The organism is Oleiharenicola lentus (assembly GCF_004118375.1).
Classification (GTDB): Bacteria; Verrucomicrobiota; Verrucomicrobiia; order Opitutales; family Opitutaceae; genus Lacunisphaera; species Lacunisphaera lenta.
On record NZ_SDHX01000001.1, the window covers coordinates 1,489,591 to 1,503,544 of the forward strand.

At 63.0% G+C, this 13,954-nt stretch carries 15 protein-coding genes and 3 tRNA genes; 8 read left to right on the plus strand and 10 right to left on the minus strand.

The window, feature by feature from the left end:
- Window positions 1-6: 6 nt before the first annotated feature.
- The 7 genes from ESB00_RS06185 to ESB00_RS06215 form a co-directional block, all read right to left on the minus strand.
- Complete coding sequence (locus ESB00_RS06185) at window positions 7-660, minus strand: energy transducer TonB (RefSeq protein WP_129046850.1); 654 nt, start codon at window positions 658-660, stop codon at window positions 7-9.
- 5 nt (window positions 661-665) lie between these two features.
- Entirely contained in the window at window positions 666-1,097 is a 432-nt protein-coding gene (locus ESB00_RS06190) for an ExbD/TolR family protein (protein ID WP_129046851.1), read from the minus strand.
- A 58-nt stretch (window positions 1,098-1,155) separates the two neighbouring features.
- Window positions 1,156-1,584, minus strand: coding sequence for an ExbD/TolR family protein (locus ESB00_RS06195; protein WP_129046852.1), 429 nt, complete (start codon window positions 1,582-1,584; stop codon window positions 1,156-1,158).
- 48 nt (window positions 1,585-1,632) lie between these two features.
- Window positions 1,633-2,283 (minus strand): MotA/TolQ/ExbB proton channel family protein, encoded by a 651-nt coding sequence (locus ESB00_RS06200; protein ID WP_246026415.1) that lies wholly within the window; start codon window positions 2,281-2,283, stop codon window positions 1,633-1,635.
- 259 nt (window positions 2,284-2,542) lie between these two features.
- Window positions 2,543-2,616 (minus strand) — tRNA-Gln (locus tag ESB00_RS06205).
- Between the two features lie 73 nt (window positions 2,617-2,689).
- Window positions 2,690-2,764, minus strand: a tRNA-Thr gene (locus tag ESB00_RS06210).
- 52 nt (window positions 2,765-2,816) lie between these two features.
- Window positions 2,817-2,891: transfer RNA gene (locus ESB00_RS06215), tRNA-Lys, on the minus strand.
- 264 nt (window positions 2,892-3,155) lie between these two features.
- Here ESB00_RS06215 and rpmI point away from each other — a divergent pair.
- From rpmI to pheT, 4 genes are all read left to right on the plus strand, one after another.
- Window positions 3,156-3,350: a 50S ribosomal protein L35 gene (gene rpmI / locus ESB00_RS06220; RefSeq protein WP_129046853.1), complete on the plus strand. Its 195-nt coding sequence runs from the start codon at window positions 3,156-3,158 to the stop codon at window positions 3,348-3,350.
- 87 nt (window positions 3,351-3,437) lie between these two features.
- Window positions 3,438-3,824, plus strand: a complete 387-nt coding sequence (rplT, locus tag ESB00_RS06225) for a 50S ribosomal protein L20 (RefSeq protein ID WP_129046854.1) — start codon at window positions 3,438-3,440, stop codon at window positions 3,822-3,824.
- 96 nt (window positions 3,825-3,920) lie between these two features.
- A complete protein-coding gene (pheS, locus tag ESB00_RS06230) occupies window positions 3,921-4,964 on the plus strand; it encodes a phenylalanine--tRNA ligase subunit alpha (protein WP_129046855.1) in 1,044 nt (347 codons plus the stop codon).
- An 8-nt stretch (window positions 4,965-4,972) separates the two neighbouring features.
- The gene (pheT, locus tag ESB00_RS06235) at window positions 4,973-7,438 is read left to right on the plus strand and encodes a phenylalanine--tRNA ligase subunit beta (protein ID WP_129046856.1); all 2,466 of its coding nucleotides are present in this window, start codon (window positions 4,973-4,975) and stop codon (window positions 7,436-7,438) included.
- Window positions 7,439-7,514: 76 nt separating this feature from the next.
- Here pheT and ESB00_RS06240 read toward each other — a convergent pair whose 3' ends face one another.
- Complete coding sequence (locus ESB00_RS06240) at window positions 7,515-8,270, minus strand: PilZ domain-containing protein (RefSeq protein ID WP_129046857.1); 756 nt, start codon at window positions 8,268-8,270, stop codon at window positions 7,515-7,517.
- Between the two features lie 126 nt (window positions 8,271-8,396).
- On the opposite strand from ESB00_RS06240, the gene gatC reads away from it, so the two are divergent.
- Genes gatC through gatB form a run of 3 tightly spaced genes read left to right on the plus strand, consistent with a single transcriptional unit; the run spans window position 8,397 to window position 11,605 of the window.
- Window positions 8,397-8,687 carry an Asp-tRNA(Asn)/Glu-tRNA(Gln) amidotransferase subunit GatC gene (gene gatC / locus ESB00_RS06245; RefSeq protein ID WP_129046858.1) on the plus strand — a complete coding sequence of 97 codons (291 nt, stop codon included), beginning with the start codon at window positions 8,397-8,399 and terminating at the stop codon, window positions 8,685-8,687.
- A gap of 3 nt (window positions 8,688-8,690) precedes the next feature.
- Window positions 8,691-10,160 (plus strand): Asp-tRNA(Asn)/Glu-tRNA(Gln) amidotransferase subunit GatA, encoded by a 1,470-nt coding sequence (gatA, locus tag ESB00_RS06250; protein WP_129046859.1) that lies wholly within the window; start codon window positions 8,691-8,693, stop codon window positions 10,158-10,160.
- Window positions 10,160-11,605 (plus strand): Asp-tRNA(Asn)/Glu-tRNA(Gln) amidotransferase subunit GatB, encoded by a 1,446-nt coding sequence (gene gatB / locus ESB00_RS06255; protein WP_129046860.1) that lies wholly within the window; start codon window positions 10,160-10,162, stop codon window positions 11,603-11,605. The genes gatA and gatB overlap by 1 nt, the downstream gene beginning before the upstream one ends.
- A 5-nt stretch (window positions 11,606-11,610) precedes the next feature.
- Here gatB and ESB00_RS06260 read toward each other — a convergent pair whose 3' ends face one another.
- Together ESB00_RS06260 and ESB00_RS06265 are read right to left on the minus strand one after the other, a co-directional pair.
- The gene (locus tag ESB00_RS06260) at window positions 11,611-12,366 is read right to left on the minus strand and encodes a PilZ domain-containing protein (protein WP_129046861.1); all 756 of its coding nucleotides are present in this window, start codon (window positions 12,364-12,366) and stop codon (window positions 11,611-11,613) included.
- A gap of 12 nt (window positions 12,367-12,378) precedes the next feature.
- Window positions 12,379-13,116, minus strand: coding sequence for a PilZ domain-containing protein (locus ESB00_RS06265; protein WP_164976072.1), 738 nt, complete (start codon window positions 13,114-13,116; stop codon window positions 12,379-12,381).
- 100 nt (window positions 13,117-13,216) lie between these two features.
- Here ESB00_RS06265 and ESB00_RS06270 point away from each other — a divergent pair, with 100 nt between their 5' ends.
- Window positions 13,217-13,948, plus strand: coding sequence for a superoxide dismutase (locus ESB00_RS06270; RefSeq protein ID WP_129046863.1), 732 nt, complete (start codon window positions 13,217-13,219; stop codon window positions 13,946-13,948).
- The last annotated feature ends 6 nt before the right edge of the window (window positions 13,949-13,954 follow it).

The following is a 13,954-nucleotide window of genomic DNA, read 5'->3' on the forward strand; positions in this document are numbered from 1 at the left end:
GGCAGTTTACTCGGTCGCGTTAAACTCGAGGAGCTGGGAGGCACGGACGTTGACGACGCGGCCACCCTTGCGGCCGGGCTTGAACTTCCATTTCTGCACCGCCTGGAGGGCGGGCATCTCAAATTCACGATGGGAGGAGCGAACGACCTGGGTCTGGATCACATCACCCTCCGTGTTGATGATGAACTCAACCACCACGGTGCCGTTGATACCGGCGCGGCGCATATCGTAGGGATAGGTCGGAGCCTGGCGCACGCGGGCAACCGGCTGCTGGTCGAGGTCACCGATGTTGAAAAGATTGCTGATGCCTTTGCCAAAGTTTGCTCCGGGTTTGGTCACCGGGATGGTGATGGCACCCTTGCTCGCGGTGAAACCCGGGGGAGGGGGCGGAGCGATTGGCTGGGTAAAGGCATTGACCGGGACGACGGAGGGAAGGTCAACCAAGCTCGGGGGAGCCATGATGTTCTCAACGACCTCCTCGCTCAGCTCCTCCACCTGTTCGGTCTCCTCTTCCTCCAAGGGGGGCATTTCGAACTGAACGACTGCCTCCTCGGTTTGGGCCGCCTTGGCGGGTGGCGGAGTCTTGCGATTGAAGGCGCCGAGGAAGGTGGCGTGAATGCCCAGCGAAACCACGATACCGATGATAAGATCTTTGTTCATGGGCTTTATTTGCCGGTCGGGCGGGTGCGGGTTTCGACGGAGAACTTCTGGATACCGGCTTTGCGTACCTCGTCGAGGATGGCCACGGTCGCTCCGAAGCGCGCGCGTTCGTCACCAGCGATCAAGATGCGGGGATCTTCGGTCTGAGTTTTGAAGAAGGCCAGACGGGAGGGGATTTCGCCCAGATCGATCAACTCGCGGTTCCAAAAGATCGCGCCCTCACCGGAGACCTGGATGGTCACGTTGCTGTTTGGGTCAGGCGGAGTCGAGGATTGAGGAGCGGCTACCGGCAAGTCCACCGGGACCGACTGAATCCGGTTTAACGAGAGCGTGAAGAGAACGAAGGTGGCCAGCAGGAAGAAGACGACGTCGATGAGCGGAATGATCTCAATGCGCGCCTTCTTGCGGACCGGAACTTTTATTTTGGTGCCTTCCATGATGTGGGCTGCTAACGGGGATTACGTGCCGGAGGCGTATTTATTAGGATAACGCGCCTTACTTCTTCTGCTTGGCCCGGGTCTCGATGAAGACCTTGGTGAAGCCGGCCTTGCGGGCCTCGTCGAAGACGTAAATTGCTTGGGCGAAGAAAGCTCTTTCATCGCCGTTGATCAGGATGCGCCCTTCCGGTTGCTCTCTCCGATATTGCTGCAGTCGCTGGAGAAAGTCATCGAGGGTCACGAGATCTTTGTTCCAGGCAATCGCCCCTTCGTCGGTCACGCTGATGGTGACGGAGCCTTGGGGATCACGTGGATCGCTGATCTCCGCCTCAGGAAGCACCACGGTAACACCGTCGGACTTGTTGAGGGAGAGCGTGAAGAGAACGAAGGTGGCCAGCAGAAAGAAGACGACGTCGATGAGAGGGATGATCTCAATACGTGCTTTTTTGACGCCACCCGGACCTGTGCCGCCGCCACCACCGTGCATGACAGTAAGTGTTTAGAGGTTGAAGAAAGTCTCGAAAGCGAGCGCCCCTTAGCGGGCGTTGGCGCTTTCGGACTTGTTGATGATGATTTCGAGGGAGTTGGAAGCGTCCTCGACTTCGTGACGGGCTTCCTCCTGACGGGCATTGAGATAGTTGAAGGGCAGAAGGCCCATGATGGCGATGGCGAGACCGCAGGCGGTGGCGATGAGCGCCTCACCGATACCACCCATGATGGCGCTGGCGCCGCTGGCCACGTCGCCGCTGGTGCCGAGCGCGCCGAAGGTCGCCATCATGCCGGTCACGGTGCCGAGGAGGCCGAGGAGCGGGGCAGCGGTGATGCAAGTGTCGAGCGTCGGGAGACCCTGGCTGAAGCGCTGCATTTCCTGGTTGGCGGCGCGGGTGAAGGCGTTGCCGAGAGAGTGTTCCTTGTGGGTGAGGGCGTAAACGAGGATTCGGGCGACAAAGTCGTTGCTCTTCTTGCCCAGTTCGACCGCGCCGGGGACGTCGTTGGCCTCGACGCGCTCCAAGATCTTCTCGACGACCTCGGGCTGGCGACGGGCATTCTCGCGGATGATGAAGATCACGCGCTCAATGGCGACGGTGATCATGAGGAACGAGACAAGCAGGATGGGCCACATGATGGGGCCACCGTGCTTGAACAACTCCATCGGAGTCTGGTTCATCAGGAACGCGAGGGGCATGGATGCAGAGATCATAGTGCGAGTGTGATTTTATGACTGAGCGGGGGATTATAGTTTTCCTGTCGGAAAGGGGAGCGGCAGCCAGTGGGCGAGGTGAGTGTGGGGTCAAGCACCCGACTGGAGCTTACTAATACATGTGCAATTAACTCGTGAATACAAATGCTGCTTAAAAGGAGTTTGCACTGTCAATGCGGTTTCTGTGCCAGCGCCTCGAAACTTGTGAGGCAGCAAACGAATTCATGCAGCTCATCAGGGAAATTGGCTGCCCGACTAGGACTCGAACCTAGACAGAACGAGTCAGAGTCGTTCGTGCTACCATTACACCATCGGGCAGTGGGAAAATTCGTGCGGCATGACGATTGCGTGGGGGTAGTGGACGCTGGCGCAGCCGTGAAATCTGAAAAAGTGGAGCCGGCGATGGGATTCGAACCCGCAACCGCCTGTTTACAAAACAGGTGCTCTACCATTGAGCTACGCCGGCGTTGCGTGCCGGGCACGATAAAATTGGGATAATTGGCAAACAACCCGAAATTTGGTGGCTCCCCGGGGACTCGAACCCCGAACCTACTGATTAAGAGTCAGCTGCTCTACCATTGAGCTAGGAAGCCGCAAAAATGGAGGGCCAGAACCTCATTAACGCAGGATGCATGTCAACCTATTTTCCTGCGGGATCATCAGGAATGTTCTGGGGCTGATTCGCGCCGTGAGAAAGTGTTATTCTCCGGCCGAATTTCTGGGCGTTAAATTGGCTCAATCCATTCATGGCCGGCCTGCGCCCGAAGCGCTCGGGCCGACGGTGTTGCTCGCATTCATCGTTCAGACAAAATACTTGCCAAGCCCTCCGGCCTTCTCTGTTTTGGCCAACTCATCCCATGCAAAAGACCAAAAAGTCCGTTGCCAAGCGCTTCAAATTGTCCGCCACGGGCAAGTTGATCCGGCGCACGCCCGGGTTCCGTCACCTGCTGGCCGCCAAGAGCACGAAGTCCAAACGCCGTGCTTCCCGCGACAAGCTGGTGGCCCCCGGTCATGCCGAGCCGCTCAAGCGCTGTCTGCCCTTTGGGCTCTAATCAGACAGCCGAAGCGAAAACCACAACTCCGCCAGGCGGGTGAATCCTAACGAGACGACCCGCCGGCGCCCAAAACACTAAAACAACATGCCTCGTGTCACAAACTCCCCCGCGTCGCGCAAGCGCCGCAAGAAAGTGCTGAAATACGCCAAGGGCTATTTCGGCAACAAGTCCAAGCTGTTCCGCTACGCCAAGGAAGCGGTCCAGCATGCCTGGCAATACGCCTACATCGACCGCAAGAAGAAGAAGGCCAACATGCGCGGCCTTTGGATCGTGCGTCTGAACGCCGCCTGCCGCGAGGCCGGCCTCAGCTACAGCCGCTTCATCGAGGGTCTCAAGGCTGCGAAGATCGAGCTCGATCGTCGCCAGCTCTCCGAGATCGCGATCGCCGACGCCGTCGCCTTCAAGGCCCTGGTCGAGAAGTCCAAGGCCGCGCTGAAGAGCAAGCCGGGCGTCACCCTCCAGAAGGCCTGATCCCGCGCGAGCCTCTCGGGGCTCGCCTTCCGGTCGAAAGACCATTTCACAGAAGGACGGTCTCTTCGGAGCCCGTCCTTTTTCTTTTTCCCGATCATGCAAGAAACCATCTCCGCGATCCTCGCCAAGGCCCAGCCCGAGCTGGCCGCGCTCAAGACGCGCGCCGAGTTCGAAGCCGCCAAGGCCCGCTACGTCGGCCCCAACGGCGAATTCACCGCCCTCATGAAACAGATGGGCGCGGTGCCCAAGGAGCAGCGCCCCGCCATGGGCAAGCTCGTCAACGAGGCCAAGGCGCAGCTGTCGGCGCAGCTCGACGCTACGCTCGAGCGTATCGCCGCCGCCGAGATCGCCGCGCAGCTCGGGCCCATCGTGGACCCCACGCTGCCGTCGCCCGACCCCGGTCCCGGCACCATGCACCCGCTCACGCAGGTGCGCGAGGAGATGTGCCGCATCCTGCGCAAGGCGGGCTTCACGGTCGCCGACGGCCCGGAGGTCGAGACGGAGTATTACTGCTTCGATGCGCTCAACACTCCCGCCGACCATCCGGCGCGCGCCGAGCAGGATACGTTTTACTTTCCGGAGAACGCCAAGTTCGGCAACATCGCCCGCAAGGTCCCCGGCGAGAAATACCTCCTGCGCACGCACACCTCGTCGGTGCAGATCCGCACCATGCTCAAGGGCGAGCCGCCCATCCGCATCGTGTCTCCCGGCCGCGTCTATCGCCGCGACACCACCGACGCCACGCACAGCGCCAACTTCCACCAGCTCGAGTGTCTCTATGTGGACAAAAACGTCACCGTGCGCGACCTGAAGGCGCTGCTCGACTACATCTTCGCCTCGTTGCTCGGCAAGGACACCAAGACCCGTTTCCGCCCGCATTACTTCGGTTACACCGAGCCCTCCTTCGAGGTGGACCTTTCCGCCAAGCACCTGCCCAAGGTGAACAAGGAGTGGATCGAGATCGGCGGCTGCGGCATGGTTGATCCGTCGGTGTTCGAGGCCGTTGGTTACGACCCCGAGGTCTGGACCGGCTATGCCTTCGGCATGGGCCTCGAGCGCCTCGCGATGCTCGTCTATGGCATCGATGACATCCGCTATTTCTACCAGAACGACGTTCGCTTCCTGAAGCAGTTCGCCTGAGACGCCCGATGAAAATTTCCCTCAATTGGCTCAAGCAATACGTGAACCTCGACGGTGTCTCCACCGACGAGCTGAAGCGCGCCGTCACCTTCCTCGGCTTCGAGGTCGAGGGCGTGGCCAGCACCGGTCTGCCGCCGCTGCAAAACGTCGTCGTGGGCGAAATCCTCACGCGCACCAAGATTCCGAACCTCAAGAAGGACATCTCTCTCTGCACGGTTGAGGTTGGTGCCGCCCACGGCGGCGTACGCACCATCGTGTGTGGCGCACCCAACTGCGATGCCGGCAACCGCGTCCCCGTGGCCCTGCCCGGTGCAGTTCTGCCGAGCGGGTTCCAGATCGCCCTGCGCAAGACCTACGGCCACGAGTCGCAGGGCATGATGTGCGCTCCCGACGAACTCGGCCTGTCCGGCGACCACGCCGGCCTGCTGATTCTCCCGGCGATCACGCCCATCGGCCAGCCGATCAACGACGCCGTCCCCGGCGGCGACACCGTGCTCGACATCGAGATCACGCCGAACCGACCGGACGCACTCAGCCACATCGGCATCGCGCGCGAACTCGCCGCCTGGTTTTGCAAGGACGTCAGTTACCCCTCGATCAAGTTCCGCGGCGAGACGCACGGTTCCCGCCCCGACATCCTTGCCGACATCAAGGTCGAGGCGCCCAAGGACTGCCCGCTCTACATCGGCATCGCCATCGCCGGCGTGAAGGTCGGCCCGAGCCCGGCGTGGATGCAGGAGCGTCTCAAGGCCATCGGCCTGCGCCCGATCAACAACCTCGTGGACGTGGGCAACTACGTCATGCTCGAGCTGGGCCAGCCGCTGCACGTTTTCGATTCCAAGAAGATCGGCGGTCGCAAGATCATCATCCGCCACGCCCACGACGGCGAGAAGCTCGTCACCCTCGATGCGAAGGAACGCGTGCTCAACAACCGCATGCTGGTCATCGCCGACGAGTCCAGGCCGCTCGTCGTGGCCGGCATCATGGGCGGCGCGGATGCGGGCGTGGACGAAACCACGACCGACATCGTGCTTGAGGCGGCGTATTTCCGCCCGCAACTGATCCGCGCCACTTCCAAGAAACTCGGACTCGCGTCAGACTCTTCCTACCGCTTCGAACGCGGCGTGGATCCGCACAGCACGCTGGAAGCGGCGCAGCGCGCCGTGGACCTGTTGCTCGAAACGGCTGGGGGCACCGTGGTCGGACCGTCGTTCAAGGTCGGTGGCGACGTGCCGTGGCAGCGCGAGATCGTCGTCACGCCCGCCTACATCAACGAGAAGCTTGGCTTCGAAATTCCCGCTGACGAACAGCGCGCCGCACTCGAGGCGCTCGACCTCGTTGTGACTCACGAGGAGCCGACCGAGAAACGCGGCCCTGCGTGGACCGTGGCCATCCCGAGTTACCGCGCCGATCTCGACCGTCCGATCGACCTCGTCGAGGAAGTTTTGCGCGTTTACGGCACTGAAAAGGTGCCCGCCGCACCGGCCGTCGGCCCGGCCTTGGTGGATGCCGAGGATGCGCCGACCGTCGTGTTCAACCGCAAGGTCACGGACTACCTTGTCGGGCAGCATTTCCACGAGTGCGTGAACTACACGCTGCGCTCGGCCAAGGAGCTCAAGACCTGGGTCTCCGACACGGCCGTGCAGGAACTCGGTCTGCTCAATCCCTTCGTCGAGGAGCAGTCGCACCTGCGCCCCACGCTGGTGCTCGGCCTGCTTGAGTCGCTCAAGCTCAACCAGTCGCGCGGCAACCATGTCTCCCGCCTCTGCGAAACCGGCCGCGTGTTCATGGAAATCAACGGCACGGTGCACGAGTGCGCCGGCGTCGGCTTCATCATGGCCGAGAATCCCAAGGCCCGTTCCTGGCTCGTTCGTGATCAGCCGGACTTCTACACCGTTAAGCGCCACATGGAGATTCTCGCCGCCGAGGCGGGGATTGACCTCTCGGCGCAGCCGCTCGTGCCGGTGTCCGGCGCCTATTGGGGGTGGCAGGAAGGCCATGCAGCCGCTGCCGGGGAAATGAAGCACGGTTGGTCTGCGCGCTTTGGCCTGCTGAATCTCGCGATGGTCCGCGCCGCGGGCGTCGAGGGCAAGGTCTGGTCCGGCATGCTCGCCATACTGCCGGAAAATCTCACGGCCGACGGCGCGCGCCGCCGTTACCGTAACTTCAGTCTGCAGCCCGTCGCCCTGCGCGACCTGGCGCTCGTGATGGATGTTGCGCGCCAGGCTGAGGAGGTGCGCACCCAGCTGCTCCAGACCGCCCGGTCGGCTGCCGGCACCGCCTTTGCTGTCGAGGGGGTCGAGATCTTTGACGTGTATCGGGGCTCGGGTCTCCCCGAGGGGAAGAAGAGCGTGGCCTTCGCGCTCTCGTTCCGCTCGGCCGAACGCACGCTCACCGACGACGAGGTCAACGCGGTCTTCGCCAAGATACAGCAGGAGATCGCCGCTGATGGCAGTGTCACCGTGCGCGCCTGAGGCGCGCGGTGTGGCTGGCGGAATGGAGCCGGGGCGCTCTCGCCCCGGGCGTTAGCCCACCATCATTGCACCCTGCTCAGGCCGCGAAGAGTTCGAGGAACTTCCGGACCTCCGATGGCACCGACTTGTTAAGATTTTGTGTGACGAACTGAAACAGGCGGCGGATCTCGTCCTTGTGGCCGGCTCCCATCGCGGTATTGGTGCCGTCGCGCCGGCCCACCTTGAGACCGGGCACCTCGGTGTTGCCGCGGATGACATAGTCGTGGATGAGCAGTTCGAAGAGTTTGGCGTTCTTGCCGTTGCTGTCGCGCCAGACATTCAGCTCCGATTCGGATTCGCCGCGATACTGTTCCTTGAGCAAGCCGGGGATGTCCTGTTTGACCCGGCTCACCGGCTCCAGGGTTGAGCCGACCACGACCGGCTCCATCAGCTGGAGAAAAGCCCTGCGCGCATAGGAATCGGGGAAGGCTAGGGTCAGGCCGCAGCTGACAAACTGCGCCCCGGCGCGGAAGTAGGCGACTCGCGCCTCGATTTCGAAAAGCAGGTTCTCCAACTCCAGTTTCAGCTGGCACACATCGCCGGGTGAGGCGGAGGCGGCCGGGTGAAGGCGGATGTTGGCACCGTTGCTGGAAAGATCAACCAGCTGGCCACCCCAATCCGTGGATCCGGCGCGATGGCCGGTCAGCAGGCCGCCGTCTCCATCCCGGGAAGGCAGGGAGAGCTTGGCCTTCAGGGCGAATTTCACCCCGACGGGATAGCGTTTGGCGCCGCGTTTGTCAGAGTTTCCAATCTCGGGTTTCTTGAAATCCAGGATCTTCTTGAAAAGCAGCATGCCGCCAGCCGACGCCGAAGATGTGTAGCCGTCAAGCTGCCAGAGCGCTGTCCAGTCTCGGGCGACTTTTGCCGATTGCCATGGGACGCATCCGCCGCCTGCTTGGTGGGCGTCATTGACCCTTCCATGAGCGCCGGATCCGACCTCAACATCGACTACGTGGCCAACCTGGCCCGCCTCGCCCTGACCGACGAGCAAAAGGCCCGCTATGCCCGCCAATTGGGCGACATCCTGCACTACGTGGACAAGCTCAAGCAGGTGGATGTCGCAGGCGTCGAGCCCATGGCTCACGCCGCCCCGGTTTTCAATGTCTGGCAAACCGACGAGCCGCGCTCCGGCCTGACGACCGGGCAGGCCCTGCGCAACGCTCCCGCGCAGCGGCAGAACATGATCGTCGTGCCCAAGGTCGTCGAATAAGCCATGGCGCGCGATCTTACCTATCTTTCCGCCACCGAGCTGGCGGCACTGCTCGCCACCCGACAGCTTTCGTCGGTCGAGCTGGTGCAGTCCTGCCTCGCCCGCGTGCAAGCCGTGGATACGCAGGTGAAAGCCTTCAATTCCCGTGATGAAGCGGCCGCGCTCGCCGCCGCCCGCGAATCTGATGCCCGTCGCGCCGCCGGGCAGGCGAGGGGACCGCTCGACGGCATCCCGGTCGGTTTCAAGGACGTCATCGCCGTCGAGGGGCAACCGCTCACGTGTTCCAGCAAGATGTTGGCGAACTACGTTTCCCCTTACGACGCCACTGTCACGACCCGCCTGAAAGCCGCCGGCGCGATTCCGCTCGGCCGGCTCAACATGGACGAGTTCGCCATGGGCTCCTCGACGGAAAACTCCGCCTTCGGCCCGACGGCCAACCCGTGGGACCTCACGCGCGTGCCCGGCGGCAGCTCCGGCGGCTCAGCCGCGGCCGTCGCCGCAGGCGAACTGCCGCTCACGCTCGGTTCCGATACGGGCGGCTCCATCCGCCAGCCGGCGGCGCTTTGCGGCATCGTCGGACTCAAGCCGACCTACGGCTTGGTCTCCCGCTTCGGGCTCGCCGCCTACGCGTCGTCCCTTGACCAGATTGGTCCGCTCAGTCGCACGGTGGATGATGCCGCGGTGTTGCTGCAGGCCATCGCCGGACACGACGAGCGTGACTCGACCTCGTTTAAGGCTGACGTGCCCGATTACCGCGCAGAGATGGCGAAGCGCTCCGGCCCGTGGCGCATCGGCGTGCCGAAAGAGTTCTTTGGCGCCGGTCTCGACCCTGAGGTGGGAGCCGCCGTGCAGTCGGCCATTGGGCACTACCGCAAGGCCGGCTGCGAAATCCGCGAGGTATCGCTGCCGTTGGCGGCGGAGCAGGCCATCGCGGTTTACTACCTCATCGCCACGGCCGAGGCCTCGTCCAATCTCGCCCGCTACGACGGCATCCGCTACGGCCACCGCGCCGCCAAGGCCAAGGATGTCGTGGACCTCTATTTCCAGTCGCGCGCCGAGGGTTTTGGCGACGAGGTGAAGCGCCGCATCATTCTCGGCACCCACGTGCTGAGCAGCGGCTACTACGATGCCTATTACCTGCGCGCCCAGAAGGTGCGCACGCTTATCCGCAACGAGTTCGCCGCCGTGCTGAAGGACTGCGATGCGTTGCTCTCGCCCACGTCGCCGACTCCCGCGTTCAGGATCGGGGAGAAGTCGTCCGATCCGCTTGCGATGTATCTCACCGACATCTACACGATCAGCGTGAACCTCGCCGGCCTGCCGGGCATCTCGGTGCCCTGCGGTTTCACCGCCGGCGGTCTGCCCATCGGCCTGCAGCTGATCGGGCGGCCTTTCGACGAATCTGGCCTCCTCGCCATCGCCCGCCACTACGAACAGGCGCACGACTGGCGGAACTTCCATCCCTCACTCTGATGAAATACGAAGCCGTCATCGGTCTGGAGGTTCATGTGCAGCTGCGCACGGCGTCGAAGATGTTCACGCGCGTCGCCGCCGGTTACGGCGAGCCGGAGAACACGCTTGTCGATCCTGTCGTGCTGGCGTTGCCCGGGGCGCTGCCGGTGCTGAACAAGGAGGCCCTCGACAAGATCATCAAGGCCGGCCTCATCCTCGGCTGCGACATCGCCCCGGTTTGCAAGTGGGACCGGAAAAACTATTTCTATCCCGACTCGCCCAAGAACTACCAGATCTCGCAATACGACCAGCCGATCTGCCTCGGCGGCGCGGTCGAAATCGAGCTGCCCGGGCCCTCGCGCAACGTGATGGGCGAGCACAAGAAGATCGCGCTGACCCGCATCCACCTCGAGGAGGACGTCGGCAAGCTCAACCACGGCGCCGTGGAGTCGCTGGTGGATTACAACCGTGCCGGCACGCCGCTCATGGAAATCGTGTCCGAGCCCGACCTGCGCAGTGCCGACGAGGCCTTTGCATTCCTGACCTCGCTGCGCATCGCCCTCGTGCAGGGCGGCATTTCCGACTGCGACATGGAGAAGGGCCAGATGCGCTGCGATGCCAACATTTCCATCCGGCCGGTCGGCGAGACGAAGCTCGGCACCAAGGTCGAGCTGAAGAACCTCAACTCCATCTCGTTCGTGCGCGACGGCATCGCCCATGAAATCCGCCGCCAGATTGCCGTCGTCGAGGCCGGCGGCGTCATCGTTCAGGAGACGCGCGATTACGACGGCCAGACCGGCGCCTCCCAGTCGCTGCGCTCGAAGGAAATGGCCCATGACTACCGCTATTTCCCCGATCCCGACCTAATGCCGGTGAAGGTGGACGAGGCGTGGAAGGCGCGCATCAAGGCCACGGTGCCCGAGCACCACTTTGACCGCCAGCGGCGTTACTTGGATCAATTCGGCCTGCCCTACACGCAAACTTCCGTGCTGGTGCCCGATACCGCCTACAGCGCGTATTTTGAGGAAACCGTCGCGCTCGGTGCCAAACCTCAGGCGGCGGCGAACCTGATCTGCAACAACCTGCTCGGCGAGCTCGCCGCGGCGCAGCTTGAACTCTCCGCCAGCAAGGTTCGGCCCGCGCACATCGCGTCCTTGGTCAAGCTCACCGAAAGCGGCGTCATTTCCAGCAGCATCGCGAAGGAGGTTTTCGCGGCGATGTTCCAGTCCGGCGAAATGCCCGATGTTATCGTCGAGAAGCAAGGCCTCAAGCAGTCGAGCGACACCGGCGAGTTGGAGAAGTGGGTGGCCGATGCCATCACCGCCGACCCGAAGGCCGTGGCCCAATTCAAGTCCGGCAACGAGAAGGCGCTTAATGCGCTCAAGGGCGCCGTCATGAAAGCTTCCAAGGGCAAGGCCAACCCGCAGCTCGTCGACCAGATTGTCCGCAAGCAGCTCGGCGCCTGAGCTGACTACGCGGCGAAGCGCTGGAGGAAGGCGCGGACGTCGTCGGGGACTTCGCGCGAGAGGTTCGGCAGGATCCAGAGGAAGAGCTGGCGGATCTCGTCGTTGAGGCCGCCGCTGGTGTCAAAGACCGGGTTGCTGAGCTTGCCCTTGTGCGAATCCGTGGCCTCGCGCACGTAGGCCTCGAGCACCCCGAGCTTCGCGTCGGCGCGGCAGAAGTAGTCGTGCGTCTCGAACTCGAAGCTGTGCAGCGGCGTGCCGAAGGATTTTTCGAGCCAGACCGTCAGAGCCGAGTTTTCCTCGCCGCGGAAGACCTGCTTGATGAACTGCGGCTCGTTCTGCGCCACGCGCTCGGGTGGCACGCCCCGGAGCGACTGGCCGATAGCCACCGGCTGGAGCAATTGGAGCCATGATTTTTGCTCAAGGAAGTCGCCGAACTGCAGGCCAAGTCCGCAATACTGGCCCCGGGCGACGGGGCGCAGGTGCGCGATCTTCGCGGACAGGGTCAGCTGAAAATCTGCGAGGGCGAGGCGAACTTTTACGCCCTGGCCGTGCCTTAGCCCGGAATCATGGTCTGTGGTCAGCAAGCCCAGGCCGTTGCCGGAAAGATTTTCGACCTTGCCCGGTAATTCGAAATTCGGGCCGATCAGCCAGGCTTGGAGCGGAAAAGCCGCGCCCGGGGCGTAGCGTTGGTTGAGCCGCAGGTCGGCGAGTTTCTCGACCTTGGGTTTCTCAAAATTGAATATGCGGCGGAAAAGCAGCACGGTGAAGGCGGGTCAGAATCCTTGCACAAAGGTGCGAACGTCGGCGGGCACGTCCTTGGGCAGATTGAGCATGGTCCACCGGAAGAGCCGGCTGATCTCGGCCTGGACGTCGGCGGGTAGTTTTCGGTAGGCGGGACCGCTGGCTTTGGCCCGGGTGGGCGCGATCATGTATTTGCGGGAGTAAACCTGCATCTCGGCGCCGACGGTGGCCTGCACGATATAGTCGTCCATCTGCCAGTGCAGGCTGTGAAAGGGACCCGCGTCGTCGGTTTGCCGCCAGACATTGAGCTCGGTGCCTGGCCTGCCGGTGAAGACCAGTTTGTGCATGCCGGGATCCAGCTGGCGCACTTCTTCGGGTGGGGTTACCCGGAAGACGCTGCCGATGGCGATGGGTTGGAGCAGCTGGAGGTAGGCCTTTTTCTCATCGAAACTGGCGAATCCGGCCGTGAGTCCCAGGCGACAGCCCGAAGGCAGGATGCGCACATGCGCGATGGTGCAGGCAAACTCGACCCACGAGTCGTCGATCATCAGGTGAAGCTTGGCCAGGGATCCGCGCGTATAGGCTGGGCCGGCCACGCGCAGGCCGGCGCCGCCCGGCGACAGGTCCATGATCTTCGCACTGCGGGGTTCGCCATCCACGTCGATGGTGGCCTGCAGCGGGAACACCTTGCCCGGCACGTAACGTTGTTCCCGGCGGCGCTCTATCTCCCGAATGTGGTTTTCCTCAAAACCGAGTATGCGGCTGAACAATAGCACCCGGGACAGCTAGTGGTCTCCCCCGGATAAAACAAGCCCGCGCATGCGGCGGCCCGTTCTTGCGCGGCGTTAGGATCGGGCCATGGTGCCATGCATGACAAACAACCCCGCCCCGGTCTCGCGTCGGTCCGCCCTCAAAATCATCGGCACCGCCACCGCGCTGGCAGGCTTCGGTCTGTCCCGGGCCCGTGCCGCGACGGAGCCGGCCCCGCTGGGCTGGGAGCTTCCACCCCTGGGTTACGCCTACGCTGCGCTGGAGCCGCACTTCGATGCGCTGACGATGGAGATCCATCACACCAAGCACCATCAGGCCTACATCACCAATGCGAAGAATCTGCTCAAGGACCACCCCGGCCTGCTGGCGCTCGGGCCGGAGACCTTGGTGCGCGATCTCGCCCGCGTGCCGGAGGCCATCCGCACCGGAATCCGCAACAACGCCGGCGGCCATGTGAACCATACGTTTTTCTGGAAGCTCATTTCGCCTGCGGGAGGCATGTCCATCCAGCAACTGCCGGTCGCGATCGCGGAGACCTTCGGCTCGATGGACGCTTTCAAGAAACTTTTTGCCGACGCCGCCATGAAACGCTTCGGCAGCGGCTGGGCCTGGCTTAGCGTCAAGGCGGACGGCGGACTGGTCATCCACTCGACGGCCAACCAGGACTCTCCGCTTTCCGAGGGACTCACGCCCGTCATCGGGCTCGATGTCTGGGAGCACGCCTACTACCTGCACTATCAGAACCGCCGCGCGGACTTTGTGGCGGCGTTCTGGCACGTGCTGAATTGGACGCAGGCCGAGGCGAATTATGCGGCCGCGCGCCGCGGCTGAAGCTCG